Annotated in this window: 15 protein-coding genes and 1 pseudogene; 5 read left to right on the forward strand and 11 right to left on the reverse strand. The window is 72.0% G+C overall.

Features of this window, described 5'->3' with window-relative positions; translation table 11 throughout:
* From NON19_RS30350 to NON19_RS30375, 6 genes and pseudogenes are all read right to left on the reverse strand, one after another.
* Nucleotides 1-591, reverse strand: a pseudogene (locus NON19_RS30350) (hypothetical protein); the annotation flags it as partial.
* A 624-nt stretch (nucleotides 592-1,215) separates the two neighbouring features.
* A complete protein-coding gene (locus NON19_RS30355; RefSeq protein ID WP_255932381.1) occupies nucleotides 1,216-2,004 on the reverse strand; it encodes an adenosylcobinamide-GDP ribazoletransferase in 789 nt (262 codons plus the stop codon).
* Nucleotides 2,005-2,057: 53 nt separating this feature from the next.
* Complete coding sequence (locus NON19_RS30360) at nucleotides 2,058-2,756, reverse strand: hypothetical protein (protein ID WP_255932382.1); 699 nt, start codon at nucleotides 2,754-2,756, stop codon at nucleotides 2,058-2,060.
* Entirely contained in the window at nucleotides 2,753-3,343 is a 591-nt protein-coding gene (locus NON19_RS30365) for a phosphatidylglycerol lysyltransferase domain-containing protein (protein ID WP_255932383.1), read from the reverse strand. The genes NON19_RS30360 and NON19_RS30365 overlap by 4 nt, the downstream gene beginning before the upstream one ends.
* A gap of 268 nt (nucleotides 3,344-3,611) precedes the next feature.
* Nucleotides 3,612-4,661 carry a nicotinate-nucleotide--dimethylbenzimidazole phosphoribosyltransferase gene (cobT, locus tag NON19_RS30370; protein WP_255932385.1) on the reverse strand — a complete coding sequence of 350 codons (1,050 nt, stop codon included), beginning with the start codon at nucleotides 4,659-4,661 and terminating at the stop codon, nucleotides 3,612-3,614.
* 89 nt (nucleotides 4,662-4,750) lie between these two features.
* On the reverse strand, nucleotides 4,751-5,956 hold the full coding sequence (locus tag NON19_RS30375) for a bifunctional adenosylcobinamide kinase/adenosylcobinamide-phosphate guanylyltransferase (RefSeq protein WP_255932386.1): 1,206 nt from the start codon (nucleotides 5,954-5,956) through the stop codon (nucleotides 4,751-4,753).
* A 132-nt stretch (nucleotides 5,957-6,088) separates the two neighbouring features.
* On the opposite strand from NON19_RS30375, the gene NON19_RS30380 reads away from it, so the two are divergent.
* Nucleotides 6,089-6,295, forward strand: a complete 207-nt coding sequence (locus NON19_RS30380; protein ID WP_255932387.1) for a hypothetical protein — start codon at nucleotides 6,089-6,091, stop codon at nucleotides 6,293-6,295.
* A gap of 49 nt (nucleotides 6,296-6,344) precedes the next feature.
* On the opposite strand, the gene NON19_RS30385 is transcribed toward NON19_RS30380, so the two are convergent.
* The 3 genes from NON19_RS30385 to NON19_RS30395 all read right to left on the reverse strand — a co-directional run bounded on the left by NON19_RS30385 (nucleotide 6,345) and on the right by NON19_RS30395 (nucleotide 8,916).
* Complete coding sequence (locus tag NON19_RS30385; protein ID WP_255932388.1) at nucleotides 6,345-7,430, reverse strand: S1C family serine protease; 1,086 nt, start codon at nucleotides 7,428-7,430, stop codon at nucleotides 6,345-6,347.
* Nucleotides 7,431-7,534: 104 nt separating this feature from the next.
* Nucleotides 7,535-8,242, reverse strand: a complete 708-nt coding sequence (locus tag NON19_RS30390) for a methyltransferase domain-containing protein (RefSeq protein ID WP_255932421.1) — start codon at nucleotides 8,240-8,242, stop codon at nucleotides 7,535-7,537.
* Nucleotides 8,243-8,319: 77 nt separating this feature from the next.
* A complete protein-coding gene (locus tag NON19_RS30395; RefSeq protein ID WP_255932389.1) occupies nucleotides 8,320-8,916 on the reverse strand; it encodes a DUF3043 domain-containing protein in 597 nt (198 codons plus the stop codon).
* Nucleotides 8,917-9,132: 216 nt separating this feature from the next.
* Here NON19_RS30395 and NON19_RS30400 point away from each other — a divergent pair, with 216 nt between their 5' ends.
* The 3 genes from NON19_RS30400 (at nucleotide 9,133) to NON19_RS30410 (ending at nucleotide 11,246) form a co-directional block, all read left to right on the forward strand.
* Entirely contained in the window at nucleotides 9,133-9,927 is a 795-nt protein-coding gene (locus NON19_RS30400) for a PspA/IM30 family protein (protein ID WP_255932390.1), read from the forward strand.
* A gap of 31 nt (nucleotides 9,928-9,958) precedes the next feature.
* On the forward strand, nucleotides 9,959-10,237 hold the full coding sequence (gene pspAA / locus NON19_RS30405; RefSeq protein ID WP_255932391.1) for a PspA-associated protein PspAA: 279 nt from the start codon (nucleotides 9,959-9,961) through the stop codon (nucleotides 10,235-10,237).
* A 142-nt stretch (nucleotides 10,238-10,379) separates the two neighbouring features.
* Entirely contained in the window at nucleotides 10,380-11,246 is an 867-nt protein-coding gene (locus tag NON19_RS30410) for a GNAT family N-acetyltransferase (RefSeq protein WP_255932392.1), read from the forward strand.
* Nucleotides 11,247-11,285: 39 nt separating this feature from the next.
* On the opposite strand, the gene nadA is transcribed toward NON19_RS30410, so the two are convergent.
* Nucleotides 11,286-12,473 (reverse strand): quinolinate synthase NadA, encoded by a 1,188-nt coding sequence (nadA, locus tag NON19_RS30415; protein ID WP_255932393.1) that lies wholly within the window; start codon nucleotides 12,471-12,473, stop codon nucleotides 11,286-11,288.
* Between the two features lie 302 nt (nucleotides 12,474-12,775).
* Between nadA and NON19_RS30420 the strand changes: the two genes are divergently transcribed.
* On the forward strand, nucleotides 12,776-13,129 hold the full coding sequence (locus tag NON19_RS30420; protein WP_255932394.1) for a HesB/IscA family protein: 354 nt from the start codon (nucleotides 12,776-12,778) through the stop codon (nucleotides 13,127-13,129).
* 66 nt (nucleotides 13,130-13,195) lie between these two features.
* On the opposite strand, the gene NON19_RS30425 is transcribed toward NON19_RS30420, so the two are convergent.
* On the reverse strand, nucleotides 13,196-14,683 hold the full coding sequence (locus tag NON19_RS30425; protein WP_255932395.1) for a hypothetical protein: 1,488 nt from the start codon (nucleotides 14,681-14,683) through the stop codon (nucleotides 13,196-13,198).
* Nucleotides 14,684-14,842 lie beyond the last annotated feature (159 nt).

Genomic DNA, 14,842 nt, shown 5'->3' on the forward strand with positions numbered 1-14,842 from the left:
GGGCCGGTGCGCCTGCTGCTGGGCCGGTGACCGGTACTGGTGGCGCTGGTGGCGCTGGTGGTACGGGCGTGCAGCTTGCTCCTGGGGCCGGTGCGCCTGCTGCTGGGCCGGTGACCGGTACTGGTGGCGCTGGTGGCGCTGGTGGTACGGGCGTGCAGCTTGCTCCTGGGGCCGGTGCGCCTGCTGCTGGGCCGGTGACCGGTACTGGTGGCGCTGGTGGCGCTGGTGGTACGGGCGTGCAGCTTGCTCCTGGGGCCGGTGCGCCTGCTGCTGGGCCGGTGACCGGTACTGGTGGCGCTGGTGGCGCTGGTGGTACGGGCGTGCAGCTTGCTCCTGGGGCCGGTGCGCCTGCTGCTGGGCCGGTGACCGGTACTGGTGGTGCCGGTGGCGCTGGTGGTACGGGCGTCGAGGTTGCTGCTGGGGCCGGTGCGCCTGCTGCTGGGCCGGTGACCGGTACTGGTGGTGCCGGTGGCGCTGGTGGTACGGGCGTCGAGGTTGCTGCTGGGGCCGGTGCGCCTGCTGCTGCCCCGGAGACGGGTACTGGCGGCGCTGGTGGCGCTGGTGGTACGGGCGTCCAGCTGGGTTGACCAAAACAGCTGAAGGTCTCCGCTATTTCGTTGAGCGTTTCAGGGGCGCCAGGCGGAGACCTTCAACTTTGGTCCACGCCAGCGTGACGGTAGTGAATCACCGCGCCGACTCGCCACGATGTGAATCCGTGGGGCTGCTATGAGGATTCGGTGGACTAGAATTTCTGCGGCATTTAGTGCCGCGTTGATGTTGTCCTTGCTGCAGGTGCCGAACGCGAGCGCGGCGGCGCTGCCTGCTATCAGCATCAGCCCGACACAAGGGCCACCGGGAACCGTGATCTCGGTTACCGGGAGCGGTTGGAGAGCAGGGGAGGAAATCCGTGTCGACCTGGCGACAAGCGGCCGATCCACGAACGTGACCGCCAGTCAGCAGGGGAACTGGTCGGTCGCGCTGAAGCTCCCCAGTAGTGAGGCCGCGGGCAACTTCCCCGGCGGCAGGGAATGGATCCACGCTCGGGGGCCGTCTCCAGCTGAGTCGGCCACGGCGTCCTTCCGCGTAACCAGTACCACTGCGCCCAGCACACCTCAACCAGGAGAGACGCCGCCGGTGCGCAACTGTTTCGAGGTGACGGTCAACAACACCACACAACGGCTGGGCATGTGTCTCCTGGGCGCTGGAAGGGCCTGATCACCCCAGCGCCAGCGCGACCAGAGCCGCCGTAGCCGCCGTTTCGCACAGTGCGCCGAAGACGTCACCGGTGACGCCGCCCAAGCGCAGGCGGCAGCGCCGCGAAAGAAGTTCCGCCGCCGCCAGGGCCGCCAGCGCCGCCACCGCGTAGTGCACCGCGCCGTACGGGCCGAACACCGCGCCCGCCGCCGCCGAGGCGAGGACCGTGACACCGGACAGCCACCACGCGCCGCGCGCCGGAACCGCGCCCGCGACCGCCGTGCCCAGGCCGTCCTCGCGGGCCGGGGGAACCCCTTCGCGGCAGGCGAGCGTCATCGCGGTGCGGCCGGTCAGTGCGGCAACGGCCGCCGCCGTGGCGCCTTGGGCCCAGCCCGTACCGTAAAGGCCGCTCACCGCGGCCACCTGTGCCAGTAGCACGAACACCAGCGTCAGTACGCCGAACGGGCCGATGTCCGACTGCTTCATGATCCGCAGGGCGTCGGCGGCGGGCTTGCCGCTGCCGAGGCCGTCGGCGGTGTCGGCCAACCCGTCCAGGTGCAGCCCGCGCGTCAGCACCGCCGGAACCGCGACCGTCGCCACGGCCGCCAGGAGCGCACTGCCGCCGGAAAGGAGCAGCACGCCCCCCACGGCGGCCGCCGCCAAGCCCACGGTCAAGCCGACAACGGGTGCGCACAGCATGCCGGTTCGCCCCGCCGCGCGGTCCCAGCGCTCCACACGCACCGGCACGATGGTCAGCGTGCCGAACGCGAAGCGGGTGCCGTCGGCGAAGGTCGCTTTGCTCTGCTCCAACGGAAGGCTCCCTCGCCGATGCGGACTGGTGGCGGGGAGAACCGTACCGGCCGCTACAACGCGACCGCAGGGCGGTCCGTCCGCCGCTTGCGGCGGCGGCGCAGCGCGTCGTCCACCAGGCACCAGCCGACGGCCGCCGCGATCGCCGCCAGGTGCTCCCAACCCGCGAGGTTGGGCCACAGGACGACCTCCAGCGCCATCGAACCGATCACCGTGCCAGCTGTCCACCAGGCCCGGTACCGCCAGGCGATACAGACGGCGAGGGCCACCACCGCGGCCGACGGACCGGTGTCCCGGATGAAGGCGTCGATCGGCTCCAGGCCGAGGAACGCGTGCGGCCCCCGGGAGACGCCCCAGCGCGCGTACGTGGTCCCCGCCAGGGTGGCGGCGTAGGCGATGCCGAGCGTGCGGGCCTTGCCCAAGGTGGCCTCGGCGATGCCGAACACCACGAGGACCTGGGCGAGCGCCCCCCACATCGGCAGGTCGAGGGCAGGGACGAACAGCGACAGCGGGGTGCGCAGCAGCGCCTTCCACCACAGTAGTGACGCGCTCACCACGCCCGCCCGGTTGACCAGGTCGTCGCCCCAGGCAGTGTGCTGCACCAGTTGCAGCACGGAGATCAACAGCACCGAGACCAGCGTCAGCGGGACCGCCCGCCATCCCGTGCGGACGAAGGCGATGCGAAGGTCGGCGACCAGCGCCCCCCACTCGCGATAAGCGGCGCGGCGTAGCCGCGCTCCTGAGCCGCTCACCGCTGACCGGCAGTGCTGGTTCGGTGGTCGCGGCGCGGTGGTGCCGACAGGCCGGGCGCCGTCGGCAAGCTTTCGGCGCGGTGGCGGGCGATGCCGGTGGGGGGTGCTGCGCTGGTCGTGCGGAACGGCAGGTGGCGCGGTTCCCGGGTGGGCCGGAGCACGGCGCCGGTTCCGTCCAACTGGCCGGTGGGCTGGGTAAGTTGCCGCGCCGTGTATCCGATCAGGCCGTTGCCGGGGTTGCGGTGGATCACCTCGTCGCCGGTCGCCGACGCGTCAAGGCCGTGTCGCGCGTAGATCGCTTCCCCCTCCTCGCTCGCCCCCCGCACGGTCGGGGTCCAGCCGTGCTCGCGAGCCTCCTGCGGCCACGCCTTGGTCGCGCCGCGCCGCCTTTCAGGATCTCCGATCGGATCGCCGGAGGCCAGGGTCACCCCGCCGACCGCGCGGCGGGCGGCGGCGGACTTACCGGAGGAGCCGAACGAACCCGGCCCGCCGTGCCGCTCCAACGGCGCAGGCGGGGACGTTTCTTCCTGTGGTTCGAGCAACCCCCGGTCGCACGGCGCCAGTAGCGCCGCATTGATCGTGCTCATGACGTTGAGGACGACGTTCGGCCAGCTCAGGGTTGTGAACCCGGCGGAACTTTCCGCGGCGGACGCGGGTGAGATGACTCGCGCACCGGGGATCGAGGCCGTGCGAGCCGGGTGGCCAGCACGGAGCCTCAGGAGATTCCCGATGCTCCCGGTGTGCTGGGCTTCGGGTAACGAGTCATCGCTTTCCGTGCGGAGCGGTCCCATGACGAGCGATCTTATGTCGCCGTTGGTGGGGATTGCTCCGAATATTGCGGTTTGTTGGAGCGTGCTAGGTGGCCTGCGGGTTCTCCCGGGACAGCTCACCAGCCAGTGCCGCCGCGGCCTTCAGCAGCGGCAGGGCCAGCAGCGCGCCCGTTCCCTCGCCCAGGCGGACCCCGTGGTCGAGCAGGGGCTCTATGGACAACCGGTCCAGCGCCTTGGCCTGGCCGGGCTCGCCGGACGACTGGCCCGCGAGCCACCAGTCCGTGGCCCGGAACGCGACGCGCTGGGCGACGAGCGCGCAGGCGGCGGAGACGACCCCGTCCAGCACGACCGGGATCTTGCGGACCGCGCACTGCAGCAGGAGCCCGGTGGCCGCCGCCAGGTCCGCGCCGCCCACCGCCGCCAGCAGCTTGAGCGGGTCGCCCAGGACCGGTCGGGCCCGGCGCAGCGCGTCGCGGATCGCCGCGCACTTGCGCATCCACGCGAGGTCGTCGATCCCCGAGCCGCGGCCGGTCACCACGGAGGCGTCCGTGCCGCACAGCGCGGCGATCAGGACACCGGCGGGCGTGGTGCCGCCGACGCTCAGATCGCCGAGTACCACAAGGTCAGTGCCGGAGTCCGCCTCCTCGTCGGCGATCGCCACTCCGGCGCGGAAGGCCCGCTCGGCCTCCTCCTCGGTCAGCGCGTCCTCGACGTCGATCATCCCGGAGCCGCGCCGCACCCGGTGGCCGGCGACCTCGGCGGGCAACTCGCCGGGATCGCAGTCCAGCGCCATGTCGACGACCCGGACGTCGGCGCCGTACTCGCGCGCCAGCACGTTCACGGCGGCCTCGCCGGAGAGGACCGACCGTACGAGGGTGCTGGCCGTCCCGGCAGGGCGTGCGGAGACGTTTCGCTTGGCGATGCCGTGGTCGCCCGCGAAGAGGATCACGCGGGCGCGGGCGATCGGGTGTGCGGGCGCTCGGCCCTGTACGGAGGCCAGCCAGTCGCCCAGTTCTTCGAACTTGCCGAGCTTGCCGGCGGTCTGCGGGGCGCGCAGGGCCGCGGCGTCGTGCCGGATGGCGGCCTCGGGGCGGTCGATGAGTGCGGCGAAGTCGTCAAGGTCCAGGGCGGTCACGTACGAAACCTTATCGGTGCGGGGGGATCCGTTCGCGCTGGAGTTCCCGGGTGGGGGTGGTTCGCTGAGCATCCATCACCGGTCCGCCACTAGCGCAGCGGAACCGCCAACCCGGCCACGACCAGCAGCACATGCTCCGATTCCGCCGCGATCGCCGCGTTCAACCGGCCGAGTTCGTCGCGGAAGCGGCGACCCGACGCCGTCGCCGGGACGACGCCGGAGCCGACCTCGTTGCTGACGGCCACCACCGTGCGGTGGGTCGACCGCCAGGCATCGACCAACTCGGCGGACCGGACGGCGAGTTCGCGTCGCCCCGTGGCCGCCCACCGCTCGTCGTCCCACGCTCCGACCTCGTCCATCGCATGCGTCAGCCACAGCGCGAGGCAGTCGATGAGCAGCGGCGGGCCCTGCGCGCGCAGCAGTGTGACCAGGTCGCGGGTCTCCTCGGTGCGCCACGCCGCCGGGCGCCGCTCCCGGTGCAGGCGGACGCGCGCCGCCCAGTCCGGGTCGTCCTCCCGCGTGCCGCCGGTGGCGACGTAGACCACCCCGGGGAACGCGGCGAGCCGCCGTTCCGCCTCCGCGGACTTGCCGGACCGCGCTCCCCCCAGCACCAGGGTGCGGCGGGGTACGTCGGGCACCGACTCGTACGCGCCCACGGCCAGGCACTGGCCGTCCGGTACCGCGCGGGCGCCGTCCGCGCCGAGTCTGCGGTGCAGTTCCGGTTCCGGCGGAGCGCCGTGGGTGAGGTGGACGGCGATCACATCGGTTGTCGGGCCGATCGCGCCGGTGGCGCGCAGCCTCGCCAGGGCGTCCGGTCGGCCGATCGCGTCGAGCAGCACCATGTCGTACGGGGCCGGGTGCTCCAGCCCGTCGTCGACACCGGCGGGGGCGGAGCCCGCGGGCAGGTACAGCAGCCGATCGCCCGCCGGGCCGGTGACCTCGTACCCGGTACCCGGTGCGTCCAGTGCCATCGCCAGCACCCGGTGGCCGGTGAGCAGCGCCAACCGCTCGCCGTCCGGAACACGGCCGGGGGTGGGAAGCCCCGGTGGCAGGTCGACCGGGGGACCGGCTTGAGGGTGGGTCAGCAGAACGTGCTGTACGCCGCCGAGCGAACGCCCGGCGCGGGCGGCGGCCAGTGCGGGGCCCGGCGTCAGGTCGAGCAGCAGTGCTCCGTCGACCAGCAGCGACGTGGGGTTGCGGGCCGCCGCGCCGACCGCGACGGCGCAGGCCGCGCACGGGCAGCCGGGCCGCGGCAGGCCTTCCGGCCCGCCGGTGCCGAGCAGCGTGATCTCCATACGTCCATCGTCGCGTACCCCGCCTGGCCGGTTTCGCACCGCCCCGCCGCCGGGGTGCGGCTGACCCGCGCCGGTGATCTCCGTTAGCCTTCGCTGACAGGTGCGGGCAGTGCGCGCGGAAAGGGGACGGGCGTGGGATGGACGTGGCGGTTCCAGAAGGCTGACGGTAGTGAGGTCGTCCCGCCGCTGGAGCCCGAGGAGTTCAGCACCCAGGGCGACGCGGAGTCCTGGCTCGGTGAGGAGTGGCGGGCCCTTCGGGAGGGCGGGATCGAACAGGTCACGCTGTTCGAGGACGGAACCGAGGTCTACCCGATGAGTCTGCTCGGGGTGGACGAATAGCCGCTGGGCGGGACGGCCTTCGCCGTCCCGCCGCCCCGCGGGGAAGCGGTCACAGCTGTCCGAGGGTCACCGTGACGGTCTTCGTGGTGTCGTCATGTACGTAGGTGACGTCCGTCCTGTCGCCGGGTTTGAACGCCGCGAGCGCCTCGGAGAGCGAGGAGTCCGTGGTGACCTGGGTGCCGTCGATCTTGGTGACGATGTCGCCCGGTTTGAGCCCCGCCTTGTCCGCCGGTCCGCCTCTGGTTGCGGTGACCACCGTGACACCCGCGGGTTCGAGGTTGCCGTTGAGCACGGTGCGGGCGGTGATGCCCAAAGCGGCCCTCCCCGAAGCGGTGACCTTGCCGTTCCTGATCAGCTGACCGGCGATGTTGTTGACGGTCGAGGCCGGAATGGCGAAGCCGATGCCCGCTGCCGTTCCGCCGCCGAGGCCCGGATCGACGGCCGCCAGGGTGGGAATGCCGATCACCTGGCCGGAGAGGTTGACCAGGGCGCCGCCGCTGTTGCCGGGGTTGATCGCCGCGGAGGTCTGCACCATGTTCCCGATGGTGGCGTTGGTGCCGCCGCCACCGCCCTCGCTGACGGTCCGTCCGACCGCCGAGACGATGCCCTGGGTGACACTGCTCGACAGGCCCAGCGGGTTGCCCATGGCCAGGGCGACCTGGCCGACGGCGACCTTCGAGGTGTCGCCGAACGTGGCGGGCTTGAGGCCGCCCGGGGGGTTCTTCAACCTGAGGACCGCGAGGTCATCGCCGGGGTAGCTGCCCACCAAGGCGGCGTCCAGGGTGTCCTTCCCGGTCGCGAGAGTGACCTTGAAATCCCGCGCGTTGCCGACGACATGGGCGTTGGTGACCACATCGCCGTTGGTGTCGTACAGCACACCGGAGCCGAGCCCGGCGTCGGAGGTGATCTGGACGACGGACGGCAGGACGTTCCGCACCACCTGCCGGAAGTCGTTCTCCAGGCTGTTGGTCACCGTGGGCGGCGGGGGCGATGCGGCGGACGTCGGGGTGGCGGAGGTCTTCCCGCCGGAGCAGTCGGCGAGCAGCGCGGTCACGCAGATGGCGGCCGCGGCGTGAACGAGCGGCCGGGTCACCGAGGTACAGCGCGCCGATCCGGGCACACGTGGTCGGTTCATGCCAGAAGTGTCCCTTTTGCCGGTTCGTCAGGCGAGGATCTCCGGCCGCGCGCCGCGCGTGTCGGACCCGGTCAGTGCCCGTCAGTGCCCGGGTCAGTGCCCGGTCAGTTCCGTACCCCGCACAGGTGCAGCAGCGCCGCCACCGCACGGTACGGGTCGGTGCGCCCGGCCCGGTCCTCGGCGGCCAGCAGCCGGTCCAGGTCCGCCACCTCGGTGGCCGCGGCCTCGTCCGGCGCGGTGTCGGTGAACACCCGCACCCCGTACCAGGCGTGCAGCGGCGCGCCGATCGCCGCCAGGGTCGCGGTCAACGTCTCCCGCCGGTCGGCCCGCACGGGCAGCCCCAGCCGGTTGGTGTACCCGGTCGTGTCGAACGCCGCCAGCGCGCCGTCCCAGTCGCCGGACAGCCCCGGGCGCATCGCCAGCGCGTCCCCGTTGCGCACCAGCAGCGACAGCAGCCCACCGGGCGCCAGCACCCGGGCGAGCCCCGCCAGCAGCGCGTCCGGATCCGACACGTACATCAGCACCCCGTGGCACAGCACCACGTCGAAGCTGCCCGCCTCGAAGTACCGGCCGGTCTCCCGGCCGTCGCCCTCGATCAGCCGGACCCGCTCGCGTATGCCCTCCGGCTCCGCGGACAGCGCGGCGCGGACCGTGTGAAGCATCGCCGGATCGGACTCCACGCCGGTCACCTCGTGGCCGCCGCGGGCCAGCCGCAGCGCCTGGGTGCCCTGGCCGAGCCCCACGTCCAGCACCCGCAGCCGACGTCCCACCGGGAACCGCGCGGCTATCTGCTCATCGAGCTGCCGCGCCACCAACTCCTGCCGCACCGTGTTCCGCAGGCCACCCAAGCCCGCCAGCCAGGCCTCCGCCCCGCCGGAAAACCCGCTGCTCAGATCTGCTCACCGCGCTTGACCTGCGGCTTTGGTAGTCGCATCCGGCGCATCTGAAGGGTGCGCATCAGCGCGTAGGCGACCGCGCCGCGGGTGTTCTCGTTGGGGAAGCGCTGCCGCAGCACCTTCTTCAACCGGAGACCGGTGAACACCGACTGCAGCACGATCAGGACGATCAGCACCAGCCACAGCAGCAGCGAGATGTCCTTGATGCTCATGTTGGGGATCATGCTCAGCACGAGGATCACGATCGCCAGCGGCAGGAACAGCTCGGCGACGTGGTACCGGGCGTCCACGTAGTTCCGGCACAGCTTGCGCACCGGCCCCTTGTCGCGCACCGGCAGGTAGCGCTCGTCGCCGCTGGCCAGCGCCTCGCGCTGTTTGGCCATCTCGATTCGGCGCGCCTCCCGGGCCTGCTTGGCGGCGGCCTTGCGGTCGGTGGACACGGTGACGCGCTGGCGGCGCTGCGACTGCGCCTCGTTGCGCTTGGGCGTGGGGCGGCCCTTCGGGGCCTGTGGGTCGCGGCGCTGGTCGACCGGTTCTGTGGTCACCGTGGGGGTCGCGGCCTGCTCATCCTTGGTACGACGTCGGAACACAAGGCCCAAGGGTACGTGGTGCCGGGAGTGCTCCCCACCCCTGTGGGCCCGCCGGGCACCGGCACCTACTCCTTGGGCGGGACGCGCTCGGCGCGTGATCGTCCCTCAGGATGAGCGCATCCGCCGCCGAACGGTGCGGTAATGGAAGCGGGGCCCGTACTGTAGGGGTCAACGCAAGGTGCCGGAGCAAGTCGGAGAAGGGGGCGCGCCAGGCCCATGAGCGGTGTCATGAAGCGGATGGGGATGATCTTCCGCGCGAAGGCCAACAAGGCCCTTGACCGGGCTGAGGACCCGCGCGAGACGCTTGACTACTCGTACCAGAAGCAGCTTGAGCTGCTGCAGAAGGTGCGCCGTGGCGTCGCGGACGTGGCCACGTCGCGTAAGCGGCTGGAACTGCAGCTCAGTGGCTTGCAGCAGCAGTCGTCCAAGCTGGAGGACCAGAGCCGCAAGGCGCTGGCGCTCGGCCGCGAGGACCTGGCGCGTGAGGCGCTGACCCGGCGTGCCGCGCTCCAGCAGCAGGTCACCGACCTGGAGACGCAGCACCAGACGCTGCAGGGCGAGGAGGAGAAGCTCACCCTCGCGGCGCAGCGGCTGCAGGCCAAGGTGGACGCCTTCCGCACCAAGAAGGAGACCATCAAGGCCACCTACACGGCCGCGCAGGCGCAGACCAAGATCGGTGAGGCGTTCTCCGGCATCTCCGAGGAGATGGGCGACGTCGGCCTGGCCATCCAGCGCGCCGAGGACAAGACCGCGCAGATGCAGGCGCGCGCCGGTGCCATCGACGAGCTGCTCGCCTCGGGTGCGCTGGACGACCCGAGCGGGCTGGCCAAGGACGACATCTCGGCGGAGCTGGACCGCATCTCCGGCGGTTCCGACGTCGAGCTGGAGTTGCAGCGGATGAAGGCGGAGCTGGCTGGCGGCAGCAGCGGCCAGCAGGCCATCGAGGGCGGCAAGCCCGGCGAGGCCAACCACCAGCAGCCGCAGGACAAGCCGCGCTTCGACAAGAACTGAGCCTCCGCGCGCGCCTCGAAGGGAGACCGTCGTGATCGTAAGGATCATGGGCGAGGGACAGGTGAGGCTGGACGAGAGCCACTTCGTCGAGCTCAACAAGCTCGACGACGAGCTGCTCGCCTCGATGCAGAGCGGCGACGAGGCCGGGTTCCGGCGCACTCTCGGCGCCCTGCTGGACGCCGTACGGCGGCTCGGCCAGCCGCTGCCGGACGACGCCCTGGAGCCGTCCGAGCTGATCCTCCCCGCTCCGGACGCCTCCCTTGAGGAGGTACGGGAGATGCTCGCCGATGACGGGCTGATCCCTGGATAACCGGCACCCCCAGCACCACCGGGCGTCCTGACCCCATGCGTAACGGGGCCAGGGCGCCCGTGCTGTGTGGCGCCGGTTCCCCGCCCGAGTGCATTCCGCGCGGACCCGCCCGCGCGCGGTGCGGGCGGGGCAGCATGGGGGGATGCTGCTGCGTCCGGTGCGGGACACCGCTGAAGATGCCGAGGCCGTGCAGGCCGTCACCGCCGCCTCGTTCGGGGACTCCCGGACGCTGCCGGGCGGCCAGTGGCCGCCGGATCGGGTGGCCCGGTTCCGCGGGCGGGTACGGTACTTCGCCAGGACCGACCCGGACGGCTGCTGGATCGCGGAGGACGAGGCGGCCGGTCCGGTGGGCGTGGCGCTGGCCCTCAAGCGCGAGTTCCTGTGGGGACTCTCCCTGCTCGCGGTGGTACCGGCCGCGCAGGGCAAGGGAGTTGGCAAGGCGCTGCTGGCCCGTGCCATGGGGTACGGGCGCGGCTGCCTGCGCGGTCTGCTGTGCGGCACCCGGCATCCGGTGGCGGCCCGCGCCTACCGCCGGGCCGGGTTCACGCTGCATCCGGCGATGCGGCTGGGCGGGGTGGTCGACCCGGCGCGGCTCGAACCGCCGGACGGCGCCGTGCACGAGGGCACACCGCGGCACCGGGACCTGATGGACTCGGTGGACCGGCGCACCAGGGGCGGTGCGCACGGCTGCGACCACGAGCAACTGCTCGGCGACTGCCGCCTGTTCGTGGTGGACGACCTGGCGGGCAGTGGGTACTGCTACATCGACGGCGGCCGGATCGAGCTGCTGGCCGCCACGTCACGGCGGCTTGCCACCCGGCTGCTCACCGCGGCACTGCTGTCCGTACCGCCGGGCGGTACGGCGTGCGTGCCGCATCTGACGGGCGACCAACAGTGGGCGCTTGACGTGGGGTTGGCGGCCGGACTCGAACTGGGCAACTCCGGCTATGTCTGCCTGCGCGGCATGCGGCCGCCAACCCCGTACATCCCGTCGGACACGTTCCTGTAGCGGAACGGGTGCGACGCGGTGGCTGGTCGCGGCGGCTGGTTACGGAAGCGCCAGCATCTGCTCCAGGGCGACCTTGGCGTAGTGCTCGGTCTCCTCGTCCACCACGATGCGGTTGACCACGGTGCCCTCGGCGAGCGACTCCAGCGCCCAGACCAGGTGCGGCAGGTCGATCCGGTTCATGGTCGAGCAGAAGCACACGGTCTTGTCGAGGAAGACGATCCGCTTGTCCGGGTGCGCCTTGGCCAGCCGCCGTACCAGGTTGAGCTCGGTGCCGATGGCCCAGGAGGAACCGGCGGGTGCGGCTTCCAGCGTCTTGATGATGTACTCCGTCGAGCCCACGTAGTCGGCCGCCGTCACCACCTCGTGCTTGCACTCGGGGTGCACCAGCACGTTGACCCCGGGTATCCGGGACCGTACGTCCTCCACCGAGTCCAGCGAGAACCGGCCGTGCACCGAGCAGTGCCCGCGCCACAGGATCATCTTGGCCGCCCGCAGTTGCTCGGCGGTGACCCCGCCGCCCGGCTTGTGCGGGTTGTAGACCACGCAGTCGTCGAGCGAGAAGCCCATCTCCCGGACCGCGGTGTTCCGCCCGAGGTGCTGGTCGGGCAGGAACAGCACCTTCTCTCCCTGGGTGAACGCCCACTCCAGCGCCCGCTTGGCGTTGGAGGAGGTGCAGATGGTGCCGCCGTGCCGTCCGGTGAACGCCTTGATGTCGGCCGAGGAGTTCATGTACGAGACCGGCACGGTGACGTCCGCGACCCCGGCGTCGGTCAGCGCGTCCCAGCACTCCGCTACCTGCTCGGCCGTGGCCATGTCCGCCATCGAGCAGCCCGCGGCCAGGTCCGGCAGGATGACCTGCTGGTCGGCGGAGGTCAGGATGTCCGCGCTCTCGGCCATGAAGTGCACACCGCAGAAGACGATGTACTCCGCCTGCGGGCGCGCCGCGGCGTCCCTGGCCAGCTTGAACGAGTCGCCCGTCACATCCGCGAACTCGATGACCTCGTCGCGCTGGTAGTGGTGACCGAGCACGAAGACCCGCTCGCCGAGCTTCGCCTTGGCCGCCCGGGCACGCTCGACCAGGTCGGGGTCGGAGGGGGCGGGCAGGTCACCGGGACACTCCACCCCCCGCTCGCTCTTGGGGTCCGCCTCGCGGCCGAGCAGCAGCAGGGCGAGCGGCGTGGGCTGGACGTCCAGCGATCCGGGGGCCAGGGGTTCGGTGGTGGTCACGGGCGGGGCGCCCTTTCTCTTGGCACGTGCTCTCGACATGCACTTTTCGTCTAACTGACGCTATCTATCATAGCTGGTTCGCGTCAGATTGACGATGGCCATCGTGTCGATGTGACGTATCCGGCTCGTTCTGGCCAACCGGTTGATCCGCTCCGGCTGTGAGGTGACCTTGTCGTGAGCGGTGTGCGAGCATGAATGGAAGACGTAAGCGGGGAGCCGGACGAGCTCGGAATTTTTTCCGGGCGGTGGCGGTTCCAGTCGGCGGCAGAGACCGACGTTGCGTAGAAACCGGGAGTGAACAGATGACGGTTCAGGACGAGACCACCGCAAGCGAGGGCATCATCCTGTCCGACGCCGCCGCGGCCAAGGTCAAGAGCCTGCTTGAGCAGGAAGGCCGCGATGACCTCGCGCTGCGCGTCGCGGTTCAGCCCGGAGGCTGCTCCGGTCTGCGCTACCAGCTCTTCTTCGACGAGCGCTCGCTCGACGGCGACGTGGTCAAGGACTTCGGAGGCGTCAAGGTCGTCACCGACCGGATGAGCGCCCCGTACCTGGGCGGCGCCTCGATCGACTTCGTGGACACCATCGAGAAGCAGGGCTTCACCATCGACAACCCGAACGCCACGGGCTCCTGCGCCTGCGGCGACTCGTTCCACTGAGTCCTACGCGCTCATGCGGCGGTGCCCCCCAGGCCGGGGCACCGCCGCTCGCGTGTCCGGCGCCGCTCAGCCGCTACGCGGCACCGCGTGCCCGTCCGAGGCGTCGTAGACCTTGCGGGCGCCGAGCGGAGCGTCCAGCGTCACCCGCTCGCTGATCAACTTGGCCAGCAGCACGCAGATCTGCTTGGGCTGCTTGGCCGCGCTGGTGACCCGCACCGTCACCGAGTCGGCGGACTGGCTGACCACGGCCGCCGAGTAGGTCGAACACACCCCGCCCCAGAAACGCAGGGTGAGCGTGCGCCCGTCCACCGCGTAGGACTGGATGTGTACGGCGGTCCCCGGCGACCTGGCGGCCGAGGGCGCGACGTACTTGGGGTCCACCGCGGGCTGGGCGATCTCGACCGGCTGCTGGGCACCGGGCTGGGCCACCTGGAACAGCCAGGACGGCACCAGCTGCGACCGGCCGTCGACGAACTGCGCCGACAGCCCGAACCGCGCCGCCCGCACGTCCAGCGTCAGCGGGGTTCCCGTCCCGCACCCCGTGGGCGGGCGCACCGGCAGGTCACCGGGGTCGGCGGGGCCACCGGGGGCGGTGCCCGGGTGCATCATCCGGCACGGTCCCGCGGGGGTACCGGTGCCCTCGGAGGGGTCGGTTCCGTTCAGCTCGTCCAGCGCTCGCCGCGCGTTCACCACCGGATACGTCGCGCCGCGCGCCAGCGGCGCCGCTCGCCCCGAACCGCTCAACAGCCGTCCGTCCGACCCCACTTGGAGCGTGGTCTGCCAGCCGTGCGTCGGCAGACCGTCCACCACCGGGTCCACCGCGACGGTGCGCACGCCGCCCACCGCTCGCGAGGCGTCCACCGCCGCCCCGCCCAGACCGAGCGCCGCCAGCACCGGTGCGGCGGCGCGCTTGGCCTGGTCGGGCGGTACGGCCGCGCCGGGGGACGGCACCGCGGCCGCCGTGGACCGCATGGCGTCCTCGGGGGAGTAGCAGACGGCATGCCCGGCACCGTCGACCCCGCCGCCGTCCGCGGTGGCTGGATGGCATCCGGTGCCCGCCCCGTCCTGGGTGAACGCCCAACTGCCGGGCGCCTGTTGGGTCACCTGCAGCGTGGGACCGGGCGCGTTGTGGCTCGGCGCGGCCCGCCACAGGCCGTGGTCCAGTGTCACCGGTCCGGACACGCCCAGGGCCGCCGCGAGCTTCGCCACCTCGTCCCGCGAGACCTCGCCGCGCGCCTGCTGGACGGGGGCCGAGCCGGGGCCGGACGGCAGGGCTCCGATCGCCTGGTACCGCACCCCGGGTCCAACGCCGCCGCCCTGGCCCCAGCCGGTCATCGCCAGCGGGGGTGGAGTGGCACCCGCGCCGGGCGGTGCCGCCGGGCCGGGGACGCCGTTGGCGGCCGACGCGGCCCAGTAGGCGCTTGAGCCGCCCGCCACCAGTACCGCCCCGGTGACCAGCGCCACGGTCAGCCGCGACCGGCGCGTGCGGGGTTCACCCGCCGCGGTCGGTGACCCGTTCCCGGGCCTGCTTCCCGGAGTCCTCTTGATGCCCACCGTTCAGCTCCTTCGGCTCTGTGACGGTGTCGACGTCACTCCGCCTTGTGGCGTACGGGACTTGGACGGAGCCAAGTGCCGTACGGTTCCGCGCACGGCTTCGGGGCGGGCCGGGCCGCGGGCCGAGGCTCGCGGTGGGGGCGGCGCTGGGGGAGGGGC

It is taken from the genome of Streptantibioticus rubrisoli, assembly GCF_024436055.1.
In the GTDB taxonomy this organism is placed as follows: domain Bacteria; phylum Actinomycetota; class Actinomycetes; order Streptomycetales; family Streptomycetaceae; genus Streptantibioticus_A; species Streptantibioticus_A rubrisoli.